Raw genomic sequence first — 26,666 nt, 5'->3', positions numbered from 1 at the left:
CTTTTCGCCCCCCTCCCTTCCCTTCTCGGGGCGGGTCCCCCACCGCCCCCCCCCCCCCCCCCCCCCCCCCCCCCCCCCCCCCCCCCCCGCGGTGCGTTCCGCCGTCCGGCCGCTCACCGGTACCCGCCGCTGCTGATCACGGAAACGAGAAAGCCCCGGTCGCCGAGACGACCGGGGCTTTTGCTGGTGCGCGATACTGGGATTGAACCAGTGACCTCTTCCGTGTCAGGGAAGCGCTCTCCCGCTGAGCTAATCGCGCAGGGTAAACCTGCGTGTACTGCGTGCGCGATACTGGGATTGAACCAGTGACCTCTTCCGTGTCAGGGAAGCGCTCTCCCGCTGAGCTAATCGCGCGGGGGATCCTTGCGGATCAGTGGACGATACTGGGATTGAACCAGTGACCTCTTCCGTGTCAGGGAAGCGCTCTCCCGCTGAGCTAATCGTCCTTGGAGGTGGAGACGGGATTTGAACCCGTGTAGACGGCTTTGCAGGCCGTTGCCTCGCCTCTCGGCCACTCCACCAGGAGTGAGGGTTCGGGAAGATCCCCCACTTTCTGCGAGCGGACGACCAGGTTCGAACTGGCGACCTCAACCTTGGCAAGGTTGCGCTCTACCAACTGAGCTACGTCCGCTTGTCTTTCCCGGTCCGCTTGCGCGTCCCGGCGACGTGTTGAACTCTAGCGGATTCCCGGGCCAGTACAAAAACGCGTTTGTGCAGCGTGCTGAGGTGCGTTCGCCCCGGCGCAGGTCATCGCGCGCCGTCCTAGACTCAACGGCGTGCACGACCTCGCTCCAATGGCCCGCTTCGGCGGCCTCGTCGCGTCCGATCTGCAGGACGTGACCAGTGATCCCGCAGCCCTCGACTCGTCCGGCTTCTGGGCCGTATCCGCCGATTTCGAGGGCCGCCTCGTCTGCGCGCGCTTCGCCTCCGTACGTACGGAGGCGGTGCCCGCCCCGGTGCTCGGCGCCTGGCGTGGCCCCGCGGCCGGTGACTGGAACTCGTCCCTGGACCGTGCCGCGTACACCGCGGGCGTACGGCGCATCCGTGAGTACATCGCGGCGGGCGAGGTCTACCAGGCCAACCTCTGCCGGGTGATGACCGCGCCACTGCCCGACCCGGCCGCCGCGGATGTGGACGCGCTGACCGCGCTGCTGGCACGCGGCAACCCCGCCCCGTATGCAGGAACGATTCGGCTGCCCGCGCACGGCGTCGGGATCGCCACAGCCTCCCCCGAACTCTTCCTGAGGCGTGACGGCCGGATCGTCGAGTCGGGACCGATCAAGGGCACCGGACGGACCGAGGACGATCTGCTGGAGAAGGACCGCGCCGAGAACGTGATGATCGTCGACCTGGTCCGCAACGACCTCGGCCGGGTCTGCGCCACCGGATCGGTCACGGTCCCCGACCTCTGCGTGGTGGAGAAGCACCCGGGCCTCGTCCACCTCGTCTCCACCGTGCGCGGAGAGCTCGCCGAGGGCACCGGCTGGCCCGAACTCCTCGACGCGGCGTTTCCGCCCGGCTCCGTCACCGGGGCACCCAAGTCCAGCGCCCTCAGGATCATCGAGGAACTGGAGACCGCACCGCGCGGGCCCTATTGCGGCGGCATCGGCTGGGTCGACGCCGACCGCCGCACCGCCTCCCTGGCTGTCGGCATACGGACCTTCTGGATCGACCGGACCCGCACCGCACCGGTACTCCGCTTCGGCACCGGGGCCGGCATCACCTGGGGCTCCGACCCGGAGCGCGAATGGGACGAGACCGAACTCAAGGCCTCCCGGCTGCTCGCTGTAGCGTCGGGCGCTTACGAAGCGACTGGAAGGACCGTGTGATGAGGATTTGGGTCAACGGCGAACTGAGGGACGCCGACGACGCCCGGGTGTCCGTGCTGGACCACGGACTTACCGTGGGGGACGGCATCTTCGAGACGGTCAAGACCGTCGGCGGCAGGCCCTTCGCCCTCACCCGCCACCTCGATCGACTGACCCGCTCCGCCCGCGGCCTCGGCCTCCCCGACCCCGACCTCGACGAGGTGCGCCGCGCCTGTACCGCCGTCATCGACGCCAACCCGATGGCGCTCGGCCGGCTGCGCATCACTTACACCGGAGGGCTCTCCCCGCTCGGCTCCGACCGCGGCAACGCCGGCCCCGGCCTCGTCGTGGCCCTGGGGGAGGCGGGGCGCCGCCCCGACACCACTGCCGTGATCACCGTCCCCTGGACGCGCAACGAGCGCAGCGTGCTCGCCGGGCTCAAGACCACCTCGTACGCCGAGAACGTCGTCGCCCTCGCCCGCGCCCATGAGCACGGCGCGTCGGAGGCGCTCTTCGCCAACACGGTCGGACAGCTCTGCGAAGGCACCGGGTCCAATGTCTTCGTCGTCCTCGACGGGCAGGCGCACACCCCGCCGGTCGCCTCCGGCTGCCTCGCCGGGATCACCCGTGCACTGGCCGTGGAGTGGACGGGGGCCGTGGAGACCGACCTGCCGTTCGATGCCCTGGGACGGGCCGAGGAGATCTTCCTGACCTCCACGCTGCGTGATGTGCAGGCCGTCCACCGGGTGGACGGCCGGGAGCTGCCGGGCGGGCCCGGACCGGTGACCGCCAAGGCCATGCGGATCTTCGACGAGCGGGCCGGGAACGACCTCGACCCGTAGAACGCGTACCTCGAACCCGTAAAACAGGGTGACGGGCCGGGGCTCAGCGGATAGAACGTCTCCGATGACCACGACCCTCCGGCCGACCGGGCCGATCCAGCAAGGCGCCGACGGCGCGAAGAGCCGTATGTACGACGTGTGCGACAACGGGCGGCCCGTCGGCGCCGTCGAGATCGGCACGGATCCGGGGTTCGGCGAGAGGGCGGGAGTGCTCCGCTCCCTGCACATCGACGAATCCCGCCGCAGGCGCGGCCGCGGCACCATCGCCGCGCTGGCCGCCGAAGAGGCGCTGCGCGGCTGGGGCTGCACCCAGATGACGGTGGCGGTCCCGGCGCAGGCCACCGCGGGGCAAGGACTGGCCACGGCGCTGGGCTACGCCGAGCGCAGCAGGAACATGGTCAAGACACTGCCGCAGACCCCACCCGCGCTGCCTGACGGTGTCATTGCCCGGCCGATGACGGACGACGAATTCGCGCAATGGGAGCGCGACGCGATCACCGGCTATGCGCAGACCTGGATCGACCGTGGCGTCCCCGTGGAACAGGCCATGAGGAAGGCCGAGACCAGCCACGGCCAGAACCTGCCGCATGGCCTCGCCACCGAGGGAGCGTATCTGCACGTCCTCGTCCACGAGGACGAGGTCGTGGGACATGTCTGGGTGGCGCGGCACGAAATGCACCCGGGGATGCTGGTGGGCTACGTGTTCGACGTCGAGGTGCGTGAGGAGTTCCGGGGGCGGGGGTACGGCCGGGCGCTGATGTTCCAGGCCGAACGCATCGCGCTCGGGGCGGGCGACGACCGGATCGGACTGCATGTCCTCGCCGCCAACACGCCGGCCCTGCGGCTGTACGAGTCGCTCGGATACCGAACGACTCAGTACAACCTGGCCAAGACGCTCTAGGGGCCGCGTCGGCTCAGCCCTGCTCGGCGAGCAGCCGGTCTGCGATCTCCTCGATCCGTTCGCGCAGCCCGGCCTGGCTCTTGCCGCCGTCCAGCAGCTCGCCGCCGATCACATACGTCGGCGTGCCGGTGATCCCGATCGCATTGCCCTCGGCCTGGTCGGCGTCGACGATCAGCATGTGGCGTCCGTCGATCAGGGCGGTGTCCATCTCCTCGGCGTCCAGGCCGAGTTCCCGCGCCACCTCGAGCAGCAGCGGCTCGCCGGTGCGGCCGAGGTCGTCGGTACGGGCGAGAACCGCCTCGATGTACGGCCAGTCCTTGCCCTGGGCCACCGCCTCCTCGGCGGCCTGCGCGGCGGCGTAGGCGTGCTTGTGCTTCTCCAGCGGGAAGTGCCGCAGCCGCACCTCGAGGCGGTCGCCGTACTTGGCCCGTAGGGCGTGCACATCGGTGAGGGCCTGGTGACAGTCGGGGCACTGGAGCTCGCACCAGACGTCGAGGACGACGGGCGCTGCGGGGGTGGAATCGCTCATGCGGCCAGTCTCCCAGGGCCCGCTCGAGCGTCCCAATCGGCAGCCGATCCGCTCCGGCTCCGTACGACCGGATCGCTTCCGATCGGCACCTGGGGAGGATGTCGGCCCTGAAATGTCCCTGATGTGGTCCCGGATCGTGGCCGCCCGGGCGGTGACCGGTGCAGGATGGAAGGGACGTTTCCCCTTGCGCCTGGAGGCCCCGATGCTTGCCGAGACCATCTGTTCCGCGGCGTCCGCGGCGGGCCTGGGCATCGCCGCCGTCACCGCGTACCGGAAGCGCTTCCTCGCCGCGGCCCGGATCGCTGCCTACTCCCTGGTGCCGATCGGCCTGGTGCTGACCGGGGTCGTGGACTGGGTCGCCGGAATCGCCTTCAAGCCGAGCGTCTGGATCGGCTTCGGGCTGCTCGCCGTGGCCTGGCTGCTGTTCATGACCACTCGTGCGATCGAGCGCCGCGGCGTCGGTAGCCGCAAGGAACGCAAGGCCGCCGGCCGGGCGGCGCAGAGCGAGGCCATCGCTCCCGCGGCTTCGGCGCCCTCCCTGGGGTCCCGGCTCCCGGCGACGCAGACGCAGGCGCGTCCGAAGGCGAAGCCGAAGCAGCAGTCCGCCTCGTCGGGCGAGGACTTCAGCGACATCGAGGCGATTCTGAAGAAGCACGGAATCTGACCCGCGCCCCCGCCGTCTTCCGGCGGGGGGCGTGTGCGTCCTCGAATGAATGAATCGATTCATGAATCACCTTGACGGTGCATGGGGATGGAGCGAGCGTCCCGATCGGATTGAAACAATTCATTCCGCTACGGGGGTTCCCCGAGAAACCGGCCCGGGGCGACGGAGTGCCTCATGACGGCGTCCGTACGATGGGGCGGCGCCGCGGATCTGTGCGGCCGAGGGCATCAGTGGGGCAGGGCAAGTGGCGCGTGTGGCAGGGATCAAGGACGTGGCCCGGCAGGCCGGAGTCTCCGTGGGCACCGTGTCCAACGTGATCAACCGGCCCGAGGCGGTGCTGCCGGAGACCCGCGCCAGGGTGCTGGCCGCCATCGAGGGGCTCGGGTACGTGCGCAGCGAATCGGCCCGCCAGCTCAGGGCGGGCCGCAGCCGGATCATGGCACTGCTCGTCCTCGACATGGGCAACCCGTTCTTCGTCGACGTGGCTCGTGGTGCCGAGCGTGCCGCCCGTGCGGCCGGCCTCGGTGTCATGGTCTGCAACAGCGGCCAGAGCCCGACCCAGGAGGCCGAGTACCTCGGGCTCTTCGCCGAGCAGCGGGTGTGCGGCGTCCTGGTCACCCCGGCCGACGCGACCGGCCGCAACCTGGGGGCGTTCAGCCGTCACCGGATTCCCTTCGTGCTGGTGGACCGGGTGGCGTCCGGCGCGGGGACCTGCGCGGTCTCCGTCGACGACGTCCGCGGCGGCGCTCTCGCCGTCGGTCATCTGGTCTCGGCCGGGCACCGCTCGGTGGCGTATGTCAGCGGCCCCGGCGACCTGCATCAGATCAAGGACAGGCGCGAAGGTGCCCTGTCGGCCCTCGCCGACGCCGGACTGCCGCCCGAGGCGCTCGTCGAGATCCCCTCCGACCGCCTGGACGTGGCGGCGGGCCGCGATGCCGGGGCCCGGCTGCTCGGTCTTGTGCCGCGGCCGACCGCGGTGTTCTGCGCCAACGACCTGCTTGCCCTCGGTGTGCTTCAGGCGCTGTACGCGGCGGGCGTGCGGGTGCCGCACGACATCGCCATCGTCGGCTACGACGACATCGAATTCGCCGCCGCCGCTGCCGTACCGCTCACCTCGGTCCGCCAACCCGCGGCCGTCATGGGCAGGATGGCCGCGGAGCTCCTGCTGGAGGAGGCGGACGACGAGGGCGGCACGCACGAGCACCGCAGCGTGGTGCTCCAGCCGGAACTCGTGGTGCGCGTCTCCAGTGCGACGCCGCGCTGAGGCCGCGGCCCCACCGCCCGGCTTCTTTCACGCCGCTCCTGTCCCAACTCGGCGACTGCCGACCGGAGTCCGGTGACCCGGAGGGCTTCGATGTCTTCTGACGGCGCGTCCGTGGCCGGCCGGCCGCTTACCCGCCGGGCCTCGAATTCGGCCTGCGCAACACGGTGTTGAGCAACGTCGACGTCCTCGATGTGCCGCGTGCGATGGAGGAGCGCGCCGGCCGTCCTACCGAAAATGTGACGGATGATCGGACGGCGGAGCGAATCGTGACCGGCCCCGGGTTGGGTGAACTCACCGCACAAGAAAGCGTGTTGATCGCCAATGGGGCCCGGACTGAGTCATGATCGTCCCGAGATGGTGGACACCTCCCGGGGCGATGCCCCCGCAAGCCCTGCCGAAGAGCCGCGCGGCTGCCTCTTCGCGCTTTCCCAGCCCCCTTTGATGATCTTCCTCGCGGTGATCGGCAGCCTGCTGCTGATGGCCGCGTTGCATGATCTCTTCATGCTGTGAGCGGTCAGCCGGCCGCTTCTTTGCGGCGTGCCCGGTACGCGGCCACATGCAGGCGGTTACCGCAGGTCCGGCTGGAACAGTAGCGGCGGGAGCGGTTGCGGGAGAGATCGACGAAGGCGTGCCGGCAGTCCGGAGCCTCGCAGCGCCGCAGCCGCTCCTGCTCGCCCGCCACCACGATGAAGGCCAGTGCCATGCCGCAGTCGGCCGCGAGGTGGTCGGCGATCGAGGCGTCCGGTGCGAAGTAGTGGACATGCCAGTCGTAGCCGTCGTGATTGCTGAGCTGCGGTGTGGTGCCGGCGGCGGCGATGAGGGCGTTGACGAGCGGGGCGGCGATCTGCGCGTCGTCCGTCGCGAAGATCGCGGCGAAGCGCGTCCGTACGTCCTGTACGGCGCGCAGGTCCTTCTCGTGGAGCTCACCCACGCCGCTGATGCGATGGCGCTGCGCGAAGTCGTACAGCGCTGCGATGTCGGCGAGACCGTCGATCGGCTCGCCCTCCGGCTGTCCGCTTCCCGGGGGTTCGCTCTCCGGTGCGGTGTTCAGCAGATCGACCACCGTGTCGAGGGCGATCCGGGTGTCGTGGGGGATCAGCACGCTTTCGCTCCCTGGCCTCCGGCGGGCGGGTGTCCGCCGATGGCGGCTGACTCTACTGGCTCGGCGTCGGCGCACAGAGGCCCGAGAGAGCCCACGAGGGGCGCGGGGGGTGCTTACCGGCCACCTATGGGTATCCGTGGCCGGAGGCTGCCTGTCCGGGCCGTGAGCGGGCGCCCCGGGGTCCCGGGGCGCGTGTCGGCGCGTGGGGTATGCGGGCACGGCTGCGGGGGAACGCACCGACGCCGTCACCACGGTGGATTCCGTGATGACGGCGTCGGTGTCAGCCCTATGAGGTTTTCCGCGCGGCGCCGCCTCCCCGAGTCGGACGGCGCCGTGCAGCTCTCGGCCTGGCTCAGCTCTCGGCCAGGATGTGTGAGAGCTCCGTATCGAGGTCGAAGTGACGATGCTCGGTGCCTGGCGGAACCGCGGCGTCGGTCCTTTTCAGGAACGACTCCAGGGCCCTCGCCGGGGCTTCGAGCAGGGCTTCGCCCTCTGGGGAGCTCAGCGCGATGCAGACGACGCCCTGGCCGTGACTACGGGATGGCCAGACGCGGACGTCTCCGGTGCCGGTGGGCCGATGAAGCCCCTCGGCAAGGAGGTCGCGGGCGAAAACCCACTCGACCGTTTCCTCCGCTCCGGTGTGGAAGGTGGCGTGCACGGCATAAGGATCGGCCGTGTCATACCGCAGGCCCGCAGGTACAGGCAGTGAGGACTCGCTCGACACAACGAGGCGCAGGTGCAGCTCGCAGCTGACCGTGGTGTTCATAAGCGCCAGGGCCTTTCGCTCAGTGTGCGCTCGGGGATTCGCACGTCGGCGAAATCGACATGCCACCTACGGTGGCGTTGTAAACCCCTCTGACCTTTTTGTGTTCCTTCAGGTAGCTCGTACGGTGGTGTGTAACTTTGGGTTATGCGGCCATTCCGGTGACGAAGACCGTTCCGGTAGGTTGGCTCCCATGAATGCGGACAGTGACGAGCGGGACGGGGTCGCCGTGCCGGCGAAACCGGTGTCCGCCGCGGGGGATGTGACGGAAAGCGTGACAGGAGATGTCACGGAGGGTGTGACGAAGGAGGACCGGGAGCTCGGCTCCAGGGCGCCCGGGTTCATCAAGGCATCCAGGGCGCTGCACATGAGCTGGCAGGTCGGCGTCTTCGTGGTCGGCCTCGCGGTGGTCGTGGCGGGCATCATCATGCTGCCGCTGCCCGGCCCCGGCTGGCTGGTGATCTTCGGCGGCATGGCGATCTGGGCGACCGAGTTCGTCTGGGCGCAGCTGGTGCTGCGCTGGACTCGGCGGAAGGTCACCGAGGCTGCTCAGCGGGCGCTCGACCCCAAGGTCCGGCGTCGCAACATCATCCTCACCGTGATCGGTCTGGTGATCATCGCGGTGCTGGTGGGGATCTACGTCTGGAAGTTCGGTGTCACCATGCCGTGGAAGATCCACGAGTGACCCGGGGATGGTCATGGGGCGCCGCTGACATGGGGTAATGTTTGGCCTGCGCCCGGGCGATTAGCTCAGTGGGAGAGCGCTTCGTTCACACCGAAGAGGTCACTGGTTCGAACCCAGTATCGCCCACCCCGGACAGAGGGCCCGTGAGACCGCAGAGTCTCACGGGCCCTCTGCATTTCCACGTCCACTCGTCATTTCCACGTCCACTCGTCGTGACACCTATGCGAACGTTTCAATCGATCGTGGCAGCGGTGACGCCGGGATTCGTTCTTCGGGAAGAAGCATCCGGATATCAGGGTCGGGACGGGCTGCCAGGGCCGCCTTCCAGGACTACGAGAATTTCAGGAAAGAGCTCAACACCCGAGCTCCCGTGGGCAAATGCATCTCCCGATACCTTCCGGAACTCCGTCGCTTTTCTGTGCAAGTACAACGAGAAACGCGTACTGCGCGACTCCGAGGGGCAGTTCGGCTGCGACGACTTCCTTGTCCGGTACGCCTCCGGCAGCGACTTGATGAGCACAAGCCGGCCCGAGGCCCATGAGGGCGCCCCGGGCCGGCCACGTAGCCACACCGTCAACGCATCCGGCCCAGAGCCTCCTTCAGTCGCCGGGCGTCGCGCAGCCGCTGCTCGTACGTCGCCCCGACCACCAGCAGCAGCACCCCGGCCAGCGCGGGCGGCAGCCAGCGCGGCAGGGCGCCGACGACCTGGACCACGTACGGCGCGAGTTCGTGCAGGGCGTCCAGAGCCAGCACCGCACCACCGAGCAGCAACAGCGCCTGCAGTCGCAGCCGCGCGCCCGACAGGGTGATCACCAGTGCCGCCACACCGAGCAGCAGTGGCCGCACCCAGTGCGGATCGGCCCATGCCGTGAAGAGGCTCGGCACCAGCGTCGCCGCGAGGCCCGCACCGTACGCCGTCCACGACGACGCCTCCGGATCACGGCGCCGGCGCAGCGCACCGACCGCCAGAGCGGGCACCGTCACCGGAAGGGTGTACGCCTCCGGGGTTGACACCCCCGAAGCCGAGAGCCGCAGCCAGGCCGCCAGGATGAACAGCGTCATCGCCAGATACCCGGCCACCGGCCGCCGTTCGGCCCGTACGGCCGTACCCGCCGCCAGTACCCCGCACAGCGCCAGCACCAACGCCAGGAACGGCCGGTCCGTCACTGCCATGCCCACCGCCACCACACCCGCCACGGCCCCGGTCAGCTCGACGGGCAGAGCCGACGGGAGACCCCGCAGACGAGCTCCGAGCAACACCGTCACCGCAGGGACGACCAGCATGACAGGCGCCGCCTGATGCGCGGCAAGCCCCAGCGACGCCCCGACCGCACGGGCGAGCACCATCCCGCACAGCACCGCGGCGCACGCCGGTACCGCCTGCACGATCTGCAACGCCCTTACGGATCGAGCCGCTTGAACGGGCGGCAGCGGCGGCAATGTCCGCGCCGCCGGCACCGCAGCGCCGCCGAGCATCACCGCGGCCCCGCCGGACACCACCAGCAGCACCGCGAACGCCGCGTACGTGGCAGCCTCCGCCGCCAGCGACAGCATCCCCGCACTCACCGCGCCGGCCAGACCGCACACCAGCGCAGTCAGCCCCGCACCATTAATCCTGCGGCGCAGACCTCGTACCGCCACCCCGAACACCCCGGCGACGAGAGCCAATTGCACCGACACAGCGGCCGCGTACGACATCCCCAGCACTGCGGGCAGCACGGTGAACCCCGCCCAGCCGAGCGCCACCGCCCCCGCCCCCGCCGCACCCCGCCCCGCCGCACCCGGCGACAGCACCGGCCCGGCCACCCGCACCAGCCACGCCCACGACCGGGACGCCGCCCCCAGGAGACCGGCCACCACCAGCAGCACCACCGGCGCCGCAGCCATCTGGGACCACGCCGGACTCTCCACGCCCAGCGCGCCCCGGACACCATCGTCCGGTGTCCCCGACCACACCCGGGCCAGCTGCGACACCGCACCCATCAGCGACAGGCCGACCGGCGGCGCCGCGGCCAGCACCGCTCCGACGGTCACCGTCGACGAGGCCCACGCCAGCCCCTGCCCGACCGGACGCGGCAGCGGAGCGCGCACCGCCACCAACAGCACCACACCGCACAGCAGATACACCGGCACCGACCAGCCCCAGGCCACCCCGGCACGCAGCACACCACCCACGGCGGCCACCCCGCACAACCCGGCCACCACACCACCGGCCACCGCAAGCCCCGCCGGTGCACGCCACGCCCCGGACACCGCGATCAGCGCTCCCACGAGCAACAGCACACCCGGCGCCAGCGCGGCCGACGCCGCATCGGCGGACACCGACTGCGCCAGGGCCACCAGCAGCCCCAGCAGACCCGTCGCCCAGCAGCAGACGCAGGCCGTCACCCGTACGGCAACACCCTTGCCCCACGCCGCGATCGCGCAGTCCAGCGCCGCCGTCACGAGCAACGCCCAACCGAACACCGTGGCTCCCGCACCCGCCGCCCACGCCCACAGCAGCAGCGGCAGCTGCGCACTCACCACCGCCAGGGGCAGCGGCAGTCGCAGCCGGTCGAGCAGCAGCCCGTACGCGCCCCAGAGCACGGTCAGCAGTGCCGCGGCGACCGCGGCGAAACCTCGCCCGTCGGTCTCCGGCACCGCCACCCCGTGCAGCGCATACGCGTCCAGCACCATCAGCACCGAAGCCAGGGCGGCGAGCGACTCGGCTGTCGCGGGCAGCCCACGACGCAGCAGCACGGCAGGGGCGGAAAGCGCCGCGACCGTCACCACCCCGAGCACCGCCGAGCGGCCACCGATGCCCATGTGCCCCCAGCTGACCAGAGTGAACGCGATCGCCGCGATCGTCAGCAGCAGGCCGCCCAGGGTGAGCAGCACATTCTGCGCACTGCGCGGCCCGGCAGGTGCGGCAGGAGGCCCGAACGGAGCCGCGAACGGCGCCGACGGCCGGACCGGCGACGGCGGCCCGAACGGAGCGGCGATCGGCGGTGCGGGCGGGGCGGCAGGGCGCGCGACGGGCGGCGTCAGCACACTCAGCAGCCAGGTACGACGAACCAGCAACTGGGACCGGCGGGCATCCAGCCGGGCCAGCTCGCGATCGAGGAGCGCCAATTCCTCGGCGGGCGGCGGCACATGTTCCATGAACGGGAGTGTGGCGCGAGCCACAGATTCGGACATGCGCTCGGGTACTCAGTTATCCGGCTGAGTACGCGCAGACTGGGACCATGGACTGGAGTCACTACCGATTTGTGAGTATCTGGGACCTGCCAGGTCCACCCGATGCCGTGTACGAGATCCTCGGACGCGCGGATGACTACCCGCGATGGTGGCCACAGATCCGCGAGGTCACCTCGGTCGACGGCACCAACGGAACCACCCGCATCCGCTCCCTCCTCCCCTACGACCTCGTCATGACCGTCCGCGAACGCCGCCGCGACCCCCGGGCCAGGGTCCTCGAAGCGACCCTCAGCGGCGACCTCGACGGCTGGGCCCGGTGGACGGTCACCGCGCACGGCACCGGCAGCCGTGCCACCTACGAGCAGGAGGTCGAGGTGCACAGACGGCTGATGCGGCTCCTCGCGGTGCCCGGACGCGCCGTGTTCCGGGCCAACCACGCCCTGATGATGCGTGCCGGACGGCGGGGCCTCACGGCCCGGCTGGAACGAGTTTGAACCAGACCCGCCGGGCCCTGTATGGTTCAACCCGTTCCCGGGCGATTAGCTCAGTGGGAGAGCGCTTCGTTCACACCGAAGAGGTCACTGGTTCGAACCCAGTATCGCCCACCCGGAAGAGGCCGGTCCGTCAGCAGAATCGACGGACCGGCTTCTGCGTGTCCGGGAAGAGGCTCCGGGGCGTGACCGATCACGCCGCGGCAGGAAGCCCCGGGCGCAGTGGCCACGCAGGATCCACCGCCTCCGCCGTGCCGTTCTTCGCGAACCACGCCTGCAGGCCGCGCGCCTGTGCCGCATGCCACACGGCCTGCACGGTGTGCAGCTCCGCCGGTGTCAGCCGCTCCAGGCGGGACGAGAACCGCCGCGCCACCGCCCGTACCAGCTCCAGCGAGGCCGCCGCGTCGGCCGCCGCGTCATGTGCGCCGTCCAGCACCACCCCGTACAGCTCGCAGAGATCGGTGAGGGTCCGCCGGCCCTTGCGGTAACGGTCCAGATGCTTGTCGAGTACGCGAGGATCCAGCACACACAGCGGTGCGTTCTGCAGATAACCGGCGAGCGACGACGCGCGATGACGCTTCAACTCCCGGTCCAGCAGAGTCAGATCGAACGGCGCGTTCATCACGACGAGCGGACGGCCGGCCGCACACTGCTCGGCCAGCGCCCGGGCTATCTCCTCCACCACGGGCGCCGGCCAGCGGCCGTTGCGCTGAAGATGATCGTCGGTCAGGCCATGGATCTCGGTCGCCCCGGCGGGCACCGGCACCCCTGGATTCACCAGCCAGCGAGTGACACGCACCCGCCCGCCTGTCGTGTCCTGGACGACCAGGGCGGCCGAAACGATCCGGTCCTCCTCGACGTCCACTCCCGTTGTCTCGGTGTCAAAAGCGGCCAGTGGCCCTTCGTACCAGTGAGTCATCCCCGAACTCCTCGTGCGCGAACGGCAGATGGTGTGATTCCCCTGCCCGGTTCGGTGATACCCGCACCCTTTGCCTGATACGCCGTTTGCGGGCCGCCCTGTGCGGTGACAACACAGGTGACGGGAAGGGAAGTTGTCCGTCACCCCTGCAACGAAGAACCGATCGGCACAGCCCGGAAGGCACACGCAGCCATGGCGCTCGCGCAGCCCGAACCGAGCGGGCTGCTGCCCCAGCGGATCGCTCCGCTGCGCGGCACACTCGCCACCACCGCCTGCATGGAGACCCTCCAGGTGGGCTACTTGCACGCCGTCGCGGCCGCGGCGGGGTGCTCCCTGTCACAGCCCTTCCCCGACAACGGCATCGACTGGCACGTCAGCCACGGCGCCCCCGGCCACACCGTGGACGACGAAGTGACCATAAAGGTGCAGCTCAAATGCACCTACCAGATCCCGCCGCACCCGACCGGACCGACGTTCTCCTTCACGCTCGACAACGCACATCTCGTGAAACTCGCCCGGACCCCCGTGTCGGTGCACAAGATCCTGGTCGTGATGATCGTGCCGCGCAGCCAGGACGACTGGCTGCGCGCCGGACACGACCGGCTCGACCTGCGGCACTGCTGCTACTGGACCAACCTGGCCGGTCACGCGGTGACAGGCCGCCACAGGACCACTGTGCGGATCCCGACCTCGCGCATATTCGACGACCGGGCGCTCTGCGAGATCATGACCCGCGTAGGGGCGGGAGGGAGACCCTGATGCACCGGCCGATGGACGAGTCCGTCAACGAAGCGATCCCGTCAGCGACACGCCCGCACCCCAGTGAATCCGCGGGACCGTGGCCCATCGCTGCCGAGCCGCTCGGAAACATCCCCGACCCCGCCCGTATCGACCCCGCGGTCCTCGGCGCCCTGCTCGACCGGCACGGCTGGCACCGCCGCGGCGGGGCGGCGGGACGCTACAGCCGCTGGACCCCGCCGGGACCACCGGCTCCGCCCGGCGGCGGTACGAGCCTCCTCGTCCCCGACACCACCGCCTTCCCCGACAGCGAGGACCTCCTCGGCGAGGCGCTGACCGCGCTCGCCCGCAGCGCCGCCCCTTCCGCCCGCGAAGTCCTGGTCTCCCTCGCCGTACCCAGCGACGAGATCCGCTGGTGGCGCGAGGTCCCCGAACCGGTCGCGGGAGCGGCCGGGGCCGCCAGCTGGACGGGGGCGGAGCAGCTGCACACAGCCGCCCGGCAGATCCTGCTCGCCGGGGCGCTCGCCGTACGGGGGCGCACCGGCTACCACGGCGCACGCCACCGCCGCAGGGCCCTGGCAGCCCTCGAAGGCGTCCTCGTCGGGCCCGCGCCCGGAGGCCGCGATCTCACCGCCTTCGTCCCCGTCGAACCGGGCCGTGCCGTCGCCGTACGGCTCTACCACGCCCTGCACGCGACCCGCGAGGCAGTGGACTACCAGCGGGCCACCGGTGGCTTCGAAGCCTTCGACACCGCTGTCGAGGCAGGTGTCAGCCGGGAACTCACCGAGGCCGTCATCGCACTGGTCCGGGGTTCGGAAGGGGCCGGGATCGCCCTGGAATGGGCGCCCGCCGCCGGGATCCCCGAGGGCTGCCCGGCCCGCCCCGAGCGGGTGGAGTTCTCCCCGGGCGACCTGCCCGCCCTGCGCCGGGCGGGTGCCCGCTACCTCCAGGACGAACCCGCCGTGACGGTACGGATCACCGGCGCCGTCGTCCGGCTGCGCCGCTCGGGACCGCGTGGCGCCGGGATCGTACGGCTGCGGGTGCTGGCCGGCGCCGAGGTGCCGCACGTACGGCTGGAGCTGGACGAGGAGGCGTACCGGATCGCCGGCCACGCCCACCTGGTGGGGCTGCCGATCCGGGTGGAGGGCAGGCTGGAGAGCCGCGGCGGCTTCCGGCGGCTGACCCGGACCTCACAGGTCGTGCCCGTGCAGGTGGACGAGGCGGAACGGGACCGGCTGATGAAGTCGCTCCAGGAGAACGTCGACTATTTCGAGGAGGCGTGCACCGGCGAATGAGGGGCGCAGAGGGCGGGCCGCGGGCAAGAGGCGCCCTTCGCGCTCAACCGTTTCGCAGAGGGGGCCCACGGCTCGGTACGATTCGTATCGCACGTGCACCACGAATGCGTGCGTACCCCCTGAGTCAGGAGAGACCGGTGTCAGACGTCCGTGTGATCATCCAACGCGATTCCGAGCGGGAAGAGCGCGTGGTGACGACGGGCACTACGGCAGCCGAGCTCTTCCCCGGCGAGCGCACCGTTGTCGCCGCCCGGGTCGCCGGTGAGCTGAAGGACCTCGCGTACGTCGTCGCCGACGGCGAGGTCGTCGAGCCCGTCGAGATCTCCTCCGAGGACGGCCTCAACATCCTCCGGCACTCGACCGCGCACGTCATGGCGCAGGCCGTGCAGGAGCTCTTCCCCGAGGCCAAGCTGGGCATCGGTCCGCCGGTCAAGGATGGTTTCTACTACGACTTCGACGTCGAGAAGCCGTTCACTCCCGAGGACCTCAAGGCCATCGAGAAGAAGATGCAGGAGATCCAGAAGCGGGGGCAGAAGTTCTCCCGCCGGGTCGTGACGGACGAGGCAGCCCGCGAGGAGCTGGCCGGCGAGCCGTACAAGCTGGAGCTCATCGGCATCAAGGGCTCCGACTCCGTCGAGAACGCCGGCGACGGCGCGGATGTCGAGGTGGGCGGCGGCGAGCTGACCATCTACGACAACCTCGACCCGAAGACCGGCGACCTGTGCTGGAAGGACCTCTGCCGTGGTCCGCACCTGCCCACCACTCGGAACATCCCGGCGTTCAAGCTGATGCGGAACGCCGCGGCGTACTGGCGGGGCAGCGAGAAGAACCCCATGCTGCAGCGCATCTACGGCACGGCGTGGCCCACCAAGGACGAGCTCAAGGCGCACCTGGAGTTCCTGGAGGAGGCCGCCAAGCGCGACCACCGCAAGCTCGGCAACGAGCTGGACCTCTTCTCCTTCCCGGACGAGATCGGCCCCGGTCTCGCGGTCTTCCACCCCAAGGGCGGCATCATCCGCCGCGCCATGGAGGACTACTCGCGCCGGCGGCACGAGGAGGAGGGCTACGAGTTCGTCTACTCGCCGCACGCCACCAAGGGCAAGCTCTTCGAGAAGTCCGGCCACCTGGACTGGTACGCCGAAGGCATGTACCCGCCCATGCAGCTCGACGACGGGGTGGACTACTACCTCAAGCCGATGAACTGCCCGATGCACAACCTCATCTTCGATGCGCGTGGGCGTTCCTATCGTGAACTGCCGCTGCGTCTCTTCGAGTTCGGCACGGTGTACCGCTACGAGAAGTCGGGTGTGGTGCACGGCCTGACCCGCTCGCGCGGCTTCACTCAGGACGACGCGCACATCTACTGCACCAAGGAGCAGATGGCGGAGGAGCTCGACCGGACGCTCACCTTCGTCCTGAACCTGCTCCGCGACTACGGTCTGACCGACTTCTACCTGGAGCTCTCCACCAAGGACCCGGAGAAGTTCGTCGGCTCGGACGAGGTCTGGGAAGAGGCCACCGAGACGTTGCGACAGGTCGCCGAGAAGCAGGGGCTGCCCCTGGTTCCGGACCCGGGCGGCGCCGCGTTCTACGGCCCGAAGATCTCGGTGCAGTGCAAGGACGCCATCGGCCGCACCTGGCAGATGTCTACCGTGCAGCTCGACTTCAACCTGCCGGAGCGCTTCGACCTGGAGTACACCGGTCCCGACGGCACCAAGCAGCGCCCGGTCATGATCCACCGCGCCCTGTTCGGTTCCATCGAGCGCTTCTTCGCGGTGCTTCTCGAGCACTACGCGGGTGCGTTCCCGGTGTGGCTGGCCCCGGTCCAGGCGGTCGGCATCCCGATCGGCGACGCGCACATCCCGTACCTCCAGGAGTTCGCGGCCAAGGCCCGGAAGAAGGGCCTGCGGGTCGAGGTGGACGCCTCGTCCGACCGGATGCAGAAGAAGATCCGGAACCAGCAGAAGGCCAAGGTGCCCTTCATGATCATCGCGGGCGATGAGGACATGGCCAACGGCGCCGTCTCCTTCCGATACCGCGACGGATCGCAGGAGAACGGCATCCCCGTCGAGGACGCCATCGCCAAGATCCAGAAGGTCGTCGAGGACCGCGTCCAGGTCTGACGGGTACGAAGTGAGAGGCCCCCGGAGAGCTACTCGCCCTCCGGGGGCCTCTTCTCGTCCTCCCGTGTGAACACCTGCAACAGCCACGACGAGAACGAACCCGTCACCGCCCCCAGCAGCGCCAGCCCGCAGGCCATCAGGCCCGACGCCACGACTCGGCCACCTGCCGTGACCGGCACCGTATCCCCGTACCCCACCGTGGTGAGCGTCTCGCACGCCCACCACACCGCGTCGCCGAAGGTACGGATCGAAGCCCCCTTCGCCGTGTACTCCTGGTGGTAGACGGCGAGCGCGGCGGAGAAGCCGAGCAGCAGGGCGGTCGCACCGGCATACGTGATCACGCGAGCGTGCAGGCTCAGCCGTGGCTGCTCCCTGCGCCGCTGGATCGTGCTGTAGACCCGGATCAGGCGCAGCGGCCGCAGCAGGGGGAGCAGCAGGACGACCGTGTCCAGCCAGTGCACACGGATGAAGCGGTGGCCGAGGCCGCTGAGACGGAGCCGTACGACGTAGTCCGCGGCGAAGACCAGCCAGGTGGCGCCGACCAGGGCGAGGGCGAGGCCGTGCCAGGGCTCGGCGTCGTGGGGGGCGAGGACGCGGACTGCGTAACCGAGCAGGAAGAGCAGCGAGGCGCCGAAGAGCGGCACTTCTGTGCGCTGCTCCCAGCGCCTGAAACGAAGAGGGGTGGAGTCCGCGGGCTGGTCGCTCATCGCCTCAGCATCGCCGTGCGCCGACGGGTGCGGCCCCGGCGACACGCTGCCCGGGAGCGAAGCAATATGCTGATCGGCATGACGAGTGAGCCGGAGCAGCAGATCGGAGTGGGAACGCCCGACGCGTTCCAGCGCCTGTGGACGCCCCACCGGATGGCGTATATCCAGGGCGAGAACAAGCCGACCGGTCCGGAAGCCGGCGACGGCTGTCCGTTCTGTGCGATCCCGGCGAAATCGGACGAGGACGGACTCGTCGTCGCGCGCGGCGAGAAGGTGTACGCCGTGCTGAATCTGTATCCGTACAACGGCGGGCATCTGATGGTGGTGCCGTACCGGCATGTCGCCGACTACACGGAGCTGGACGGTCCGGAGACCATGGAGCTGGCCGATTTCACCAAGCGGGCGATGGTGGCTCTGCGGGCGGCGTCGGGGGCCCACGGGTTCAATATCGGCATGAACCAGGGCTCGGTGGCGGGGGCCGGTATCGCGGCCCACCTGCATCAGCATCTGGTGCCGCGCTGGGGTGGTGACACCAACTTCATGCCGGTGGTCGGGCACACGAAGGTGCTGCCGCAGTTGCTCGCCGATACGCGCAAGATGCTTGCCGACGCCTGGCCGACGGCCTGATCCGAGCCGTTGCCTCTGCGCGGGCGCCCCGGTTTCTGCTTTTTGCCGGGGCGCCCTGCGCATGTCTATGCGTCGTACAGGTCGGCCTTGCGCGGGGTCGGGTCCTGCACCATTCCGCTCAGTATCATCGAGCGGTTGTCGAAGCGTTCGGTGTCGACGCCGTTCTCCTCCAGGACGCGTAGGGCGGCGCTGTGCACGGCGCGCAGGACGGGGGTGGCGGCGCGCATCGCGTCGTCGGCCATGAAGCGGTGGCGCCATGGCTTCTCGGCCCAGGCGTGGCGCAGGCCGAACGGCTCGGGCAGGGCGATCTTGCCGCCCAGGTAGTCGAGGAGCGGCGGATACCAGGTGAAGGGGGCGCGCAGGGCGAGGCGGACAACTTCGCGGGGTTCGACCAGTGCGAGGGTGATGTCGCGGGTCTCCCAGAAGCGGACGGTCTTGTTGACCGTCCGCTTCTTGGCCGCCGGCTTGCTGGTGAAGAGCGAGTGGACCGGGCCGAGTGCGTGTCCGGTGACTTCGATGCGCAGGGTTTCGTAGAGCACCGTGACCGTGATCATCATCGTGATGACCAACTGGCCGTCCCAGAGGGTGAACTGGACGCCCAGATAGTGCCGGTCGCCGCCGCCGAACTGCTGGTGGTTGCAGATCCGCTGTATTTCGTGCGGCTTGACCTGGAAGGTGGCGACGTCCTCGCCGTCGGGCCTGGAGACCGCGTCGGCGTTCTCGCCGACGGGTGACACGATCCAGTGGGTGACCGACGGGGTGGGGAATCCACCGGTGTTCAGCGGGCCGCGCTCCAGCACCTTGAGCTGGTCGTGGATGACCCGTATCAGGTCCCAACTGCGGAACTGGTGGAATTCCTTGCCGGGTTCCTTGGCGACGAGTTGTTCGGCGAGCTGCCAGCTGCCCCAGCGGGTTCCCATACCGAGGATTCCCTTGGGGCCCGCGTAGAAGACCGCGTTGGACTGCTGCTCGGCGGAGAGTTTCTCCAGGCCCTGGCGGAGTGCCTCGCGGGAGGTCTCGTTCGGGTTCTTGGGTACGGCCTCGGGGATCTTGGCGATGACGCCGCCGCCGGAGAGCAGTCCTTCCCAGCGGGCGCGCATGTCCTTGGCGGAGGACTCGGCGATCCGTTTGGCGATGAGCCAGCCGATGACAGGAGCGACCATCATCGCCCGTACGTAGAGTGCGGCGAATCCGGTGAGCGGCAGCTTGATCAGGAAGAACAGGGCCACGATGCCGATGACCGGGAGCAGGGCGTTGCCCAGGGCGGCGAGTGCCTTGTCCTTGGTGTTGCCGAGCGAGTCGCGCAGTCGGAAGGCGATGACCCACAGGAGCATTCCGGGCAGGAAGAGAAAGCCGAACAGGGCGGTGACGGCGGTCAGTTTGGTGTCGCGTGCCCTGCGCAGGCGGGTCGCGGACAGGCAGTGCTCGACGACGGTCTGCGGGTCGGTTCCGAAGGACTGGATGAGGGCCTTCCGGGCGCCGCCCAGCATGCGTTCCTGGACGGCGCGGGAGAATGCCTCGCCGAGGTTGGGCTTGAAGTAGTCGGACTTGAAGAGCTTGGAACGGCCCGCCTTCACTTCGGATTTGTGCCACTCGCTATTGGCTTCAAGGATCTTCTCAACCGGGCTGTCGCGGTACGCGGCGGAGGCGAGGGCGTTCGTCGCCACCGCCTGTGCGCCCGCGCCCTGGAGCGGGATCTGCGCTCCGGGAGAGAAATCGAATCCGTCGTTGGCCACTGTCGCCCCCACTCGCCGCCAAGGAACCGCTCCTGCGGCTGTTTCCCAACTACCGTGCCCGGCACACCTTCTGAGCTGGGACCACAGCGTATCGTCCGGATCAATACGCCGCTCGCCTCTGTGGACAAGGGCGGGCGGCACAGTCGATTACGCGTCATTCGGGTTGTTCTCCTGCTGCTCGCGGATGCGTTCCGCGAGCTGTGGGGGCATCGCTTCGTGCCGGGCGTACGCCCGGTCGAAGCGACCGGCGCCATGGGACAGGGAGCGCAGGTCGATCGCGTACCGTCCGATCTCCAGCTCCGGGACCTCGGCCCGTACGAGGGTGCGTCCGGGGCCGGACTGCTCGGTACCGATCACCCTGCCGCGCCGCCCGGACAGATCGCTCATCACCGGGCCGACGTAGTCGTCGGGGACCAGGACCTGGATCTCGGCGACGGGTTCGAGGAGCTGGATTCGGGTGTCCGCGGCGGCTTCGCGCAGTGCCAGTGCGCCCGCGGTCTGGAACGCGGCGTCGGAGGAGTCCACCGAGTGGGACTTCCCGTCCCGCAGGGTGATGCGTACGTCGACGAGCGGATGTCCGGCCGCGACTCCTCGGGCGGCCTGGGCGCGCACGCCCTTCTCGACGGACGGGATGAACTGGCGCGGTACCGCCCCGCCGACCACCTTGTCGACGAATTCGATGCCCGACCCCGGTGGCAGCGGCTCCACGTCGATCTCGCAGATGGCGTACTGGCCGTGGCCGCCGGACTGTTTCACATGCCTGCCGCGCCCGGTCGACGGGCCGGCGAAGGTCTCGCGCAGCGACACCTTGTGCGGTACGGCGTCGACCTGGACGCCGTAGCGGCTGCGGAGGCGGTCCAGCGCCACATCCTGATGGGCCTCGCCGAGGCACCACAGGACCACCTGGTGGGTGTCCTGGTTCTGTTCGAGGCGCATGGTCGGGTCCTCGGCGACCAGCCGGGAGAGCCCCTGGGAGAGCTTGTCCTCGTCCGCCTTGCTGTGTGCCTCGATGGCGAGCGGCAGCAGTGGGTCCGGTGTGGTCCAGGGGTCCATCAGCAGCGGCTGGTCCTTGGCGGAGAGGGTGTCCCCGGTCTCGGCGCTGCCCAGTTTGGCGACGCAGGCCAGATCTCCGGCGATGCAGGCGGTGAGGGGGCGCTGTTGTTTGCCGAAGGGGGAGGAGAGTGCGCCGACGCGTACCTCCGCCTCGTGGAAGGGGCGGGTCTCATGGCAGGGGTCGTTGAGGCCGTGGCCGAAGACGTGGACGGTTTCGTCGGGGCGAAGGGTGCCGGAGAAGACGCGTACGAGCGAGACCCGGCCGACGTACGGGTCGGAGGCCGTCTTGACGACCTCGGCGACGAGTGGGCCGTGCGGGTCGCAGGTCAGGACCGGTCGCGGGGCCCCATGTAGGGGGGTGACCTCGGGGAGCGGGCGCTCCAGCGGCGTCGGGAAGCCGCCGGTGATCAGGTCCAGGAGTTCGACGGTGCCGATGCCCTGGCGGGCGCCTTCGGCGGCGGGGGCCGCACTGAGGACGGGGTGGAAGGTGCCCCTGGCCACAGCGCGCTCCAGGTCGTCGATGAGTGTCTTGATGTCGATCTCGCCGCCGCTGAGGTAGCGGTCCATCAGGGCCTCGTCCTCGCTCTCGGCGATGATCCCCTCGATGAGCCGGTTCCGGGCCTCCTGGAGCGTGGTCTGCTGGGCGTCGGCGGGCGGGTTCTCCTGCCGCTCGCCCGAGGAATAGTCGAAGATCCGCTGGGTGAGGAGTCCGGTGAGCCCGGTGAGCGGAGCGTGCCCGTCCGGGCCCTGGGGTCCGTGCACCGGCAGGTAGAGCGGGAGTACGGCGTCGGGGTCGTCGCCGCCGAAGATCTCGCCGCAGATCCGGGTCATCTCGTCGAACGAGGTGCGTGCCGTGTCGAGGTGCGTGACGACTACGGCGCGCGGCATGCCGACGGCGGCGCACTCCTCCCACACGGCGCGGGTGGCGCCCGCCACGGCGTCGGCCTCCTGGGCCGCGGACACAACGAACAGGGCCGCGTCCGCTGCCCGCAGACCGGCCCTGAGTTCCCCGACGAAATCGGCGTATCCGGGAGTGTCCAGCAGATTGATCTTGTACCCGCCCCATTCGACGGGGACGAGCGAGAGCTGTACGGAGCGTTGCTGGCGGTGTTCGATCTCGTCGTAGTCGGAGACCGTGGCGCCGTCCTCGACCCGCCCGGCCCGGTTGACCGCCCCCGCGGTCAGTGCGAGGGCCTCGACGAGGGTGGTCTTGCCGGAGCCGCTGTGGCCGACCAGTACCACATTCCGTACGGATGAGGGCTGGTCGGCCGTCGCTGCCCTGCCGGCGGCCCCGGTATGTGCGTGTGCCTTGTCGCCCATGATGCGTGCCTCCCAGATAGTGGCGCGGAGCGGGAAGAAAAGCCGGCGCGGTGTGGGGAGAAAGGTGCACGGGCACGGGGAGCCGCCGCGGCGGCTACGGCGACGCCCGCGGTAATTCGAGCTTTCCACTCAGGTCAGGCTGCGTCCATACGTCGTGCACCGCGGCGCGATGCCGGGTGCCCGGACGGTGGAGTCCGGCGGGCGTGACTACGATGGGCCAGCCGGTGGCCGTAGGGGCCGCTCGGCCCACCGACCCTCGGGAAGGCCATGCTGAACAAGTACGCGCGTGCATTTTTTACGCGTGTCCTCACACCGTTCGCCGCACTGTTGCTCCGTCTCGGCGTGAGCCCTGACGCGGTCACTCTGATCGGTACGGCCGGGGTGATGGCAGGTGCGCTGGTCTTCTTCCCGATGGGGGAGTTCTTCTGGGGCACGATCGTCATCACGCTTTTCGTCTTCTCCGACCTCGTCGACGGCAATATGGCCCGGCAGGCCGGCATCTCCAGCCGCTGGGGCGCGTTCCTGGACTCGACCCTGGACCGGGTCGCCGACGGGGCGATCTTCGGAGGGTTCGCGCTCTGGTACGCGGGCAACGGCGACGACAACGTGATGTGCGCGGTCGCGATCTTCTGCCTGGCGAGCGGCCAGGTGGTCTCGTACACGAAGGCGCGCGGTGAGTCGATCGGGCTGCCGGTCGCGGTCAACGGTCTCGTGGAGCGCGCCGAGCGGCTGGTCATCTCGCTGGTCGCGGCCGGACTCGCGGGTCTTCACACGTTCGGTGTCCCCGGGATCCAGATCCTGCTGCCGATCGCGCTGTGGATCGTCGCCGTGGGCAGCCTGGTGACGCTCGTGCAGCGGGTCGTGACGGTGCGCCGCGAGTCCGCGGAGGCCGACGCGGCCGAGGCCGCTGCTGCGGACCGGGGGAGCGGGGCCGCACAATGAGCGGCGCACCGGGTGACACGCAGTCCGGCCTGCGGGACCGGCTGACCGACGGGCTGTACGGGCTCGGCTGGACCGCCGTCAAGAAGCTCCCCGAACCAGTCGCCCGGGCCCTCTTCCGCACCATCGCCGACCAGGTGTGGAAGCGGCGGGGCAAGAGCGTGCTGCGGCTGGAGTCGAATCTGGCACGGGTCGTGCCCGGGGCTTCCCCGGCCCGGCTCGCCGCGCTCTCCAAGGCCGGGATGCGCTCGTACATGCGCTACTGGATGGAGTCGTTCCGGCTGCCCACCTGGAGTCCGGCGCGGATCAAGGCGTCCATAGACGTGACGGACGCGCACCGGCTGACCGACGGGCTGGACACCGGTCGCGGTGTCATCCTCGCCCTGCCGCACCTGGGGAACTGGGACCTGGCCGGAGCCTGGGTCACCACCGATCTCAAGGTGCCCTTCACCACGGTCGCCGAGCGGCTCAAGCCCGAGACACTGTATGACCGGTTCGTGGCCTACCGCGAGGGACTCGGCATGGAGGTCCTGCCGCACAGCGGCGGCGCCGCCTTCGGCACCCTGGCGCGGCGGCTGCGCGCGGGCGGCCTGGTCTGTCTGGTCGCCGACCGTGATCTGTCGGCGACCGGCGTCGAGGTGAAATTCTTCGGCGACACCGCACGCATGCCCGCCGGGCCGGCGCTGCTGGCCCAGCAGACCGGGGCGCTGCTGCTGCCGGTGACGCTCTCGTACGACGACACGCCCGTGATGAAGGCGCGTATCCATCCGCCGGTCGAGGTGCCCGAGTCAGGCAGCCGTACGGAGAAGACGTCCTCGATGACACAGGCGCTGGCCGATGCCTTCGCCGTCGGAATCGCCGAGCATCCGGAGGACTGGCACATGCTGCAACGGCTCTGGCTGGCCGACCTGGAGAACCGGGAGGACCGGCCGTGAAGATCGGCATCGTATGCCCGTACTCCTGGGACGTACCGGGCGGTGTGCAGTTCCACATCCGGGACCTGGCCGAACACCTGATCCGTCTGGGACATCAGGTGTCGGTGCTGGCACCCGCCGACGACGAGACACCGCTGCCGCCGTACGTGGTCTCGGCGGGCCGGGCCGTGCCCGTCCCGTACAACGGCTCCGTGGCCCGGCTGAACTTCGGCTTCCTCTCGGCCGCCCGGGTGCGCCGCTGGCTGCACGACGGCACTTTCGACGTGATCCACATCCATGAGCCGACCTCGCCGTCGCTGGGGCTGCTCGCCTGCTGGGCGGCGCAGGGGCCGATCGTCGCCACGTTCCACACCTCCAACCCGCGCTCCCGGGCCATGATCGCCGCGTACCCGATCCTGCAGCCCGCGCTGGAGAAGATCAGCGCGCGCATCGCGGTGAGCGAGTACGCACGCCGGACCCTGGTCGAGCACCTGGGCGGCGACGCGGTCGTCATCCCCAACGGGGTCGATGTCGGCTTCTTCGCCGGGGCCGAGCCCAAGGCCGAGTGGCAATCAGAGGGCGCGCGGAGCTCGGTTGAGGGCGGTGGTGGGAGACGGCAGGGCGGCACGATCGGCTTCATCGGGCGTATCGACGAGCCACGCAAGGGCCTGCCCGTCCTGATGAGGGCGCTGCCCGCGATCCTTGCCGCGCGTCCGGACACCAGGCTGCTGGTGGCGGGCCGCGGCGACGAGGAGGAGGCCGTCGCCTCGCTGCCCGAGGAGATGCGCGAGCGCGTCGAATTCCTCGGCATGGTGAGCGACGAGGACAAGGCGCGGCTGCTGCGCAGCGTCGATGTGTACGTCGCGCCCAATACCGGCGGCGAGAGCTTCGGGATCATCCTGGTCGAGGCGATGTCAGCCGGTGCGCCGGTCCTGGCCAGCGATCTGGACGCGTTCGCGCAGGTTCTGGACCTGGGAGCGGCGGGCGAACTCTTCGCCAACGAGGACGCGGACGCGCTGGCGGCGGCGGCGATCCGGCTGCTCGGCGACCCGGAGCGGCGTACGGAGCTGCGCGAACGGGGAACCGCGCACGTGCGGCGCTTCGACTGGTCGACGGTCGGGGCGGACATCCTCGCGGTGTACGAGACGGTGACGGACGGCGCGGCGTCGGTGGCGGCCGACGAACGCACGGGCCTGCGCGCACGCTTGGGACTGGCACGGGACTAGGGGCGCCGGTTCAAGCCCGCCGGGCGATCTGCCTTTCGCGTCGAGCCCGCAGAGTGATGCGCGCAGCAGTTCACGCCTGTCCGAAGACCGAGGGCCGGGGTCCGGGGCCGCACCCCGGCGGCAATCGAGCCCGCCCGCACCCGCCCTGCCCCCGCTTCCGCGCCCAGGACCGGACGGCCGCACCGCCTGCGCCCCGACGGTAGCCTTGCCGCCCGTGATCGAAACCCTCATCTGGATCGCCGTCGCGATCGTCGCGATCGGTATGTACCTCAGCTGGACCGCCGGGCGGCTGGACCGGCTGCACACGCGCATCGACGCCGCCCGTGCCGCCCTCGACGCGCAGCTCCTGCGCCGCGCCTCGGTCACCCAGGAACTGGCGACATCGGGTGTCCTCGACCCGGCCGCGTCCATCGTGCTGTACGAGGCCGCGCACGCCGCCCGCCAGGCGGAGGAGGAGAATCGCGAGGTTGCGGAGAGCGAGCTGAGCACCGCGCTGCGGGCGGTGTTCGGTGAGACGGCGCAGGTGGAGTCCGTGAAGGAGATCCCCGGCGGCGAGGAGGCGGCGTTCGAACTCGCCGCGGCCGTGCGTCGTGTCCCGATGGCCCGGCGGTTCCACAACGACGCGGTGCGCGCGGCGCGTGCGCTGCGCCGGCACCGTACGGTGCGGTGGTTCCGGCTGGCCGGGCACGCCCCGTTCCCGCTCGCCTTCGAGATGGACGACGAACCGCCTGTCGCCCTGGCGGACCGCCCCGTCAGCTGACCCGGCGGCCGAGCTCATACATGACCGGGATCACAACCCGTTTCGTACGCGTGCAAAACGATCCACCGGCCTTCCATTGGCCC

The 26,666-nt window shown here is 70.0% G+C and carries 24 protein-coding genes and 7 tRNA genes; 18 read left to right on the top strand and 13 right to left on the bottom strand.

The window, feature by feature from the left end; translation table 11 throughout:
* Nucleotides 1–184: 184 nt before the first annotated feature.
* The 5 genes from ACZ7IB_RS19925 to ACZ7IB_RS19905 all read right to left on the bottom strand — a co-directional run bounded on the left by ACZ7IB_RS19925 (nt 185) and on the right by ACZ7IB_RS19905 (nt 631).
* Nucleotides 185–259, bottom strand: a tRNA-Val gene (locus ACZ7IB_RS19925).
* A gap of 23 nt (nt 260–282) precedes the next feature.
* Nucleotides 283–354 (bottom strand) — tRNA-Val (locus ACZ7IB_RS19920).
* 20 nt (nt 355–374) lie between these two features.
* Nucleotides 375–446: transfer RNA gene (locus ACZ7IB_RS19915), tRNA-Val, on the bottom strand.
* A gap of 1 nt (nt 447) precedes the next feature.
* Nucleotides 448–521, bottom strand: a tRNA-Cys gene (locus tag ACZ7IB_RS19910).
* A 37-nt stretch (nt 522–558) separates the two neighbouring features.
* A tRNA-Gly gene (locus ACZ7IB_RS19905) sits at nt 559–631 on the bottom strand.
* A gap of 163 nt (nt 632–794) precedes the next feature.
* On the opposite strand from ACZ7IB_RS19905, the gene ACZ7IB_RS19900 reads away from it, so the two are divergent.
* The 3 genes from ACZ7IB_RS19900 (at nt 795) to ACZ7IB_RS19890 (ending at nt 3,551) form a co-directional block, all read left to right on the top strand.
* Nucleotides 795–1,829: a chorismate-binding protein gene (locus ACZ7IB_RS19900; protein WP_470914130.1), complete on the top strand. Its 1,035-nt coding sequence runs from the start codon at nt 795–797 to the stop codon at nt 1,827–1,829.
* On the top strand, nt 1,829–2,650 hold the full coding sequence (locus tag ACZ7IB_RS19895; RefSeq protein ID WP_470914028.1) for an aminotransferase class IV: 822 nt from the start codon (nt 1,829–1,831) through the stop codon (nt 2,648–2,650). Before ACZ7IB_RS19900 ends, ACZ7IB_RS19895 begins: the two co-directional genes overlap by 1 nt.
* 64 nt (nt 2,651–2,714) lie before the next feature.
* Complete coding sequence (locus ACZ7IB_RS19890; RefSeq protein ID WP_470914026.1) at nt 2,715–3,551, top strand: GNAT family N-acetyltransferase; 837 nt, start codon at nt 2,715–2,717, stop codon at nt 3,549–3,551.
* Between the two features lie 13 nt (nt 3,552–3,564).
* On the opposite strand, the gene ACZ7IB_RS19885 is transcribed toward ACZ7IB_RS19890, so the two are convergent.
* The gene (locus tag ACZ7IB_RS19885) at nt 3,565–4,080 is read right to left on the bottom strand and encodes a DsbA family protein (RefSeq protein WP_470914024.1); all 516 of its coding nucleotides are present in this window, start codon (nt 4,078–4,080) and stop codon (nt 3,565–3,567) included.
* 202 nt (nt 4,081–4,282) lie between these two features.
* Here ACZ7IB_RS19885 and ACZ7IB_RS19880 point away from each other — a divergent pair, with 202 nt between their 5' ends.
* The 3 genes from ACZ7IB_RS19880 (at nt 4,283) to ACZ7IB_RS19870 (ending at nt 6,518) form a co-directional block, all read left to right on the top strand.
* Nucleotides 4,283–4,744 carry a hypothetical protein gene (locus ACZ7IB_RS19880; RefSeq protein WP_470914128.1) on the top strand — a complete coding sequence of 154 codons (462 nt, stop codon included), beginning with the start codon at nt 4,283–4,285 and terminating at the stop codon, nt 4,742–4,744.
* Between the two features lie 244 nt (nt 4,745–4,988).
* Nucleotides 4,989–6,008, top strand: a complete 1,020-nt coding sequence (locus ACZ7IB_RS19875) for a LacI family DNA-binding transcriptional regulator (protein WP_470914022.1) — start codon at nt 4,989–4,991, stop codon at nt 6,006–6,008.
* Nucleotides 6,009–6,362: 354 nt separating this feature from the next.
* The gene (locus ACZ7IB_RS19870) at nt 6,363–6,518 is read left to right on the top strand and encodes a hypothetical protein (protein ID WP_327366311.1); all 156 of its coding nucleotides are present in this window, start codon (nt 6,363–6,365) and stop codon (nt 6,516–6,518) included.
* Nucleotides 6,519–6,522: 4 nt separating this feature from the next.
* Here ACZ7IB_RS19870 and ACZ7IB_RS19865 read toward each other — a convergent pair whose 3' ends face one another.
* Both ACZ7IB_RS19865 and ACZ7IB_RS19860 read right to left on the bottom strand, forming a co-directional pair.
* The gene (locus ACZ7IB_RS19865) at nt 6,523–7,110 is read right to left on the bottom strand and encodes a CGNR zinc finger domain-containing protein (protein WP_470914020.1); all 588 of its coding nucleotides are present in this window, start codon (nt 7,108–7,110) and stop codon (nt 6,523–6,525) included.
* A 352-nt stretch (nt 7,111–7,462) separates the two neighbouring features.
* On the bottom strand, nt 7,463–7,876 hold the full coding sequence (locus ACZ7IB_RS19860) for an SsgA family sporulation/cell division regulator (RefSeq protein ID WP_003959770.1): 414 nt from the start codon (nt 7,874–7,876) through the stop codon (nt 7,463–7,465).
* A gap of 190 nt (nt 7,877–8,066) precedes the next feature.
* On the opposite strand from ACZ7IB_RS19860, the gene ACZ7IB_RS19855 reads away from it, so the two are divergent.
* On the top strand, nt 8,067–8,558 hold the full coding sequence (locus ACZ7IB_RS19855) for a TIGR02611 family protein (RefSeq protein ID WP_470914019.1): 492 nt from the start codon (nt 8,067–8,069) through the stop codon (nt 8,556–8,558).
* A 54-nt stretch (nt 8,559–8,612) separates the two neighbouring features.
* Nucleotides 8,613–8,684, top strand: a tRNA-Val gene (locus tag ACZ7IB_RS19850).
* Between the two features lie 447 nt (nt 8,685–9,131).
* Here ACZ7IB_RS19850 and ACZ7IB_RS19845 read toward each other — a convergent pair.
* Nucleotides 9,132–11,699 carry an SCO7613 C-terminal domain-containing membrane protein gene (locus ACZ7IB_RS19845; RefSeq protein ID WP_470914018.1) on the bottom strand — a complete coding sequence of 856 codons (2,568 nt, stop codon included), beginning with the start codon at nt 11,697–11,699 and terminating at the stop codon, nt 9,132–9,134.
* An 83-nt stretch (nt 11,700–11,782) separates the two neighbouring features.
* Between ACZ7IB_RS19845 and ACZ7IB_RS19840 the strand changes: the two genes are divergently transcribed.
* Nucleotides 11,783–12,229, top strand: a complete 447-nt coding sequence (locus tag ACZ7IB_RS19840; RefSeq protein ID WP_470914016.1) for an SRPBCC family protein — start codon at nt 11,783–11,785, stop codon at nt 12,227–12,229.
* A gap of 39 nt (nt 12,230–12,268) precedes the next feature.
* Nucleotides 12,269–12,340, top strand: a tRNA-Val gene (locus ACZ7IB_RS19835).
* A gap of 79 nt (nt 12,341–12,419) precedes the next feature.
* Here the strand turns inward: ACZ7IB_RS19835 and ACZ7IB_RS19830 are convergent.
* Nucleotides 12,420–13,145 carry an exonuclease domain-containing protein gene (locus tag ACZ7IB_RS19830; RefSeq protein WP_470914014.1) on the bottom strand — a complete coding sequence of 242 codons (726 nt, stop codon included), beginning with the start codon at nt 13,143–13,145 and terminating at the stop codon, nt 12,420–12,422.
* A gap of 192 nt (nt 13,146–13,337) precedes the next feature.
* On the opposite strand from ACZ7IB_RS19830, the gene ACZ7IB_RS19825 reads away from it, so the two are divergent.
* From ACZ7IB_RS19825 to thrS, 3 genes are all read left to right on the top strand, one after another.
* Nucleotides 13,338–13,904, top strand: a complete 567-nt coding sequence (locus ACZ7IB_RS19825) for a DUF4365 domain-containing protein (protein ID WP_470914012.1) — start codon at nt 13,338–13,340, stop codon at nt 13,902–13,904.
* Complete coding sequence (locus tag ACZ7IB_RS19820; protein WP_470914009.1) at nt 13,904–15,178, top strand: hypothetical protein; 1,275 nt, start codon at nt 13,904–13,906, stop codon at nt 15,176–15,178. Before ACZ7IB_RS19825 ends, ACZ7IB_RS19820 begins: the two co-directional genes overlap by 1 nt.
* Before the next feature lie 137 nt (nt 15,179–15,315).
* On the top strand, nt 15,316–17,301 hold the full coding sequence (gene thrS / locus ACZ7IB_RS19815) for a threonine--tRNA ligase (protein WP_402001747.1): 1,986 nt from the start codon (nt 15,316–15,318) through the stop codon (nt 17,299–17,301).
* A 29-nt stretch (nt 17,302–17,330) separates the two neighbouring features.
* On the opposite strand, the gene ACZ7IB_RS19810 is transcribed toward thrS, so the two are convergent.
* Nucleotides 17,331–18,008 (bottom strand): potassium channel family protein, encoded by a 678-nt coding sequence (locus ACZ7IB_RS19810; RefSeq protein ID WP_470914007.1) that lies wholly within the window; start codon nt 18,006–18,008, stop codon nt 17,331–17,333.
* Nucleotides 18,009–18,074: 66 nt separating this feature from the next.
* Between ACZ7IB_RS19810 and ACZ7IB_RS19805 the strand changes: the two genes are divergently transcribed.
* Nucleotides 18,075–18,635: an HIT family protein gene (locus tag ACZ7IB_RS19805; RefSeq protein WP_470914005.1), complete on the top strand. Its 561-nt coding sequence runs from the start codon at nt 18,075–18,077 to the stop codon at nt 18,633–18,635.
* Nucleotides 18,636–18,700: 65 nt separating this feature from the next.
* Here the strand turns inward: ACZ7IB_RS19805 and ACZ7IB_RS19800 are convergent, their stop codons facing one another.
* Complete coding sequence (locus ACZ7IB_RS19800; protein WP_470914004.1) at nt 18,701–20,371, bottom strand: hypothetical protein; 1,671 nt, start codon at nt 20,369–20,371, stop codon at nt 18,701–18,703.
* 147 nt (nt 20,372–20,518) lie between these two features.
* Complete coding sequence (locus ACZ7IB_RS19795; protein WP_470914002.1) at nt 20,519–22,744, bottom strand: elongation factor G-like protein EF-G2; 2,226 nt, start codon at nt 22,742–22,744, stop codon at nt 20,519–20,521.
* A gap of 267 nt (nt 22,745–23,011) precedes the next feature.
* Between ACZ7IB_RS19795 and pgsA the strand changes: the two genes are divergently transcribed.
* The 4 genes from pgsA (at nt 23,012) to ACZ7IB_RS19775 (ending at nt 26,583) form a co-directional block, all read left to right on the top strand.
* Complete coding sequence (pgsA, locus tag ACZ7IB_RS19790) at nt 23,012–23,686, top strand: phosphatidylinositol phosphate synthase (protein WP_470913998.1); 675 nt, start codon at nt 23,012–23,014, stop codon at nt 23,684–23,686.
* Complete coding sequence (locus ACZ7IB_RS19785) at nt 23,683–24,618, top strand: phosphatidylinositol mannoside acyltransferase (RefSeq protein ID WP_470913996.1); 936 nt, start codon at nt 23,683–23,685, stop codon at nt 24,616–24,618. The genes pgsA and ACZ7IB_RS19785 overlap by 4 nt, the downstream gene beginning before the upstream one ends.
* Nucleotides 24,615–25,823 carry a glycosyltransferase family 4 protein gene (locus tag ACZ7IB_RS19780; RefSeq protein ID WP_470913993.1) on the top strand — a complete coding sequence of 403 codons (1,209 nt, stop codon included), beginning with the start codon at nt 24,615–24,617 and terminating at the stop codon, nt 25,821–25,823. The genes ACZ7IB_RS19785 and ACZ7IB_RS19780 overlap by 4 nt, the downstream gene beginning before the upstream one ends.
* Before the next feature lie 262 nt (nt 25,824–26,085).
* Nucleotides 26,086–26,583 carry a hypothetical protein gene (locus ACZ7IB_RS19775; protein WP_176740353.1) on the top strand — a complete coding sequence of 166 codons (498 nt, stop codon included), beginning with the start codon at nt 26,086–26,088 and terminating at the stop codon, nt 26,581–26,583.
* Nucleotides 26,584–26,666: the final 83 nt, after the last annotated feature.

This window comes from Streptomyces sp. NPDC037301 (assembly GCF_055602785.1).
This window is presented reverse-complemented; position numbering and strand designations above follow the sequence as displayed.

What these genes read in the sequence shown, in the direction of transcription:
- ACZ7IB_RS19840 (WP_470914016.1), top strand. Translation starts at nt 11,783, where the DNA reads ATGGACTGGAGTCACTACCGATTTGTGAGTATCTGGGACCTGCCAGGT.
- ACZ7IB_RS19775 (WP_176740353.1), top strand. Translation starts at nt 26,086, where the DNA reads ATGTACCTCAGCTGGACCGCCGGGCGGCTGGACCGGCTGCACACGCGC.
- ACZ7IB_RS19870 (WP_327366311.1), top strand. Translation starts at nt 6,363, where the DNA reads ATGGTGGACACCTCCCGGGGCGATGCCCCCGCAAGCCCTGCCGAAGAG.
- ACZ7IB_RS19860 (WP_003959770.1), bottom strand. Translation starts at nt 7,876, where the DNA reads ATGAACACCACGGTCAGCTGCGAGCTGCACCTGCGCCTCGTTGTGTCG.
- ACZ7IB_RS19845 (WP_470914018.1), bottom strand. Translation starts at nt 11,699, where the DNA reads ATGGAACATGTGCCGCCGCCCGCCGAGGAATTGGCGCTCCTCGATCGC.
- ACZ7IB_RS19810 (WP_470914007.1), bottom strand. Translation starts at nt 18,008, where the DNA reads ATGAGCGACCAGCCCGCGGACTCCACCCCTCTTCGTTTCAGGCGCTGG.
- ACZ7IB_RS19855 (WP_470914019.1), top strand. Translation starts at nt 8,067, where the DNA reads ATGAATGCGGACAGTGACGAGCGGGACGGGGTCGCCGTGCCGGCGAAA.
- ACZ7IB_RS19880 (WP_470914128.1), top strand. Translation starts at nt 4,283, where the DNA reads ATGCTTGCCGAGACCATCTGTTCCGCGGCGTCCGCGGCGGGCCTGGGC.
- ACZ7IB_RS19825 (WP_470914012.1), top strand. Translation starts at nt 13,338, where the DNA reads ATGGCGCTCGCGCAGCCCGAACCGAGCGGGCTGCTGCCCCAGCGGATC.
- ACZ7IB_RS19885 (WP_470914024.1), bottom strand. Translation starts at nt 4,080, where the DNA reads ATGAGCGATTCCACCCCCGCAGCGCCCGTCGTCCTCGACGTCTGGTGC.
- ACZ7IB_RS19785 (WP_470913996.1), top strand. Translation starts at nt 23,683, where the DNA reads ATGAGCGGCGCACCGGGTGACACGCAGTCCGGCCTGCGGGACCGGCTG.
- pgsA (WP_470913998.1), top strand. Translation starts at nt 23,012, where the DNA reads ATGCTGAACAAGTACGCGCGTGCATTTTTTACGCGTGTCCTCACACCG.
- ACZ7IB_RS19900 (WP_470914130.1), top strand. Translation starts at nt 795, where the DNA reads ATGGCCCGCTTCGGCGGCCTCGTCGCGTCCGATCTGCAGGACGTGACC.
- ACZ7IB_RS19830 (WP_470914014.1), bottom strand. Translation starts at nt 13,145, where the DNA reads ATGACTCACTGGTACGAAGGGCCACTGGCCGCTTTTGACACCGAGACA.
- ACZ7IB_RS19820 (WP_470914009.1), top strand. Translation starts at nt 13,904, where the DNA reads ATGCACCGGCCGATGGACGAGTCCGTCAACGAAGCGATCCCGTCAGCG.
- ACZ7IB_RS19895 (WP_470914028.1), top strand. Translation starts at nt 1,829, where the DNA reads ATGAGGATTTGGGTCAACGGCGAACTGAGGGACGCCGACGACGCCCGG.
- ACZ7IB_RS19890 (WP_470914026.1), top strand. Translation starts at nt 2,715, where the DNA reads ATGACCACGACCCTCCGGCCGACCGGGCCGATCCAGCAAGGCGCCGAC.
- ACZ7IB_RS19805 (WP_470914005.1), top strand. Translation starts at nt 18,075, where the DNA reads ATGCTGATCGGCATGACGAGTGAGCCGGAGCAGCAGATCGGAGTGGGA.
- ACZ7IB_RS19795 (WP_470914002.1), bottom strand. Translation starts at nt 22,744, where the DNA reads ATGGGCGACAAGGCACACGCACATACCGGGGCCGCCGGCAGGGCAGCG.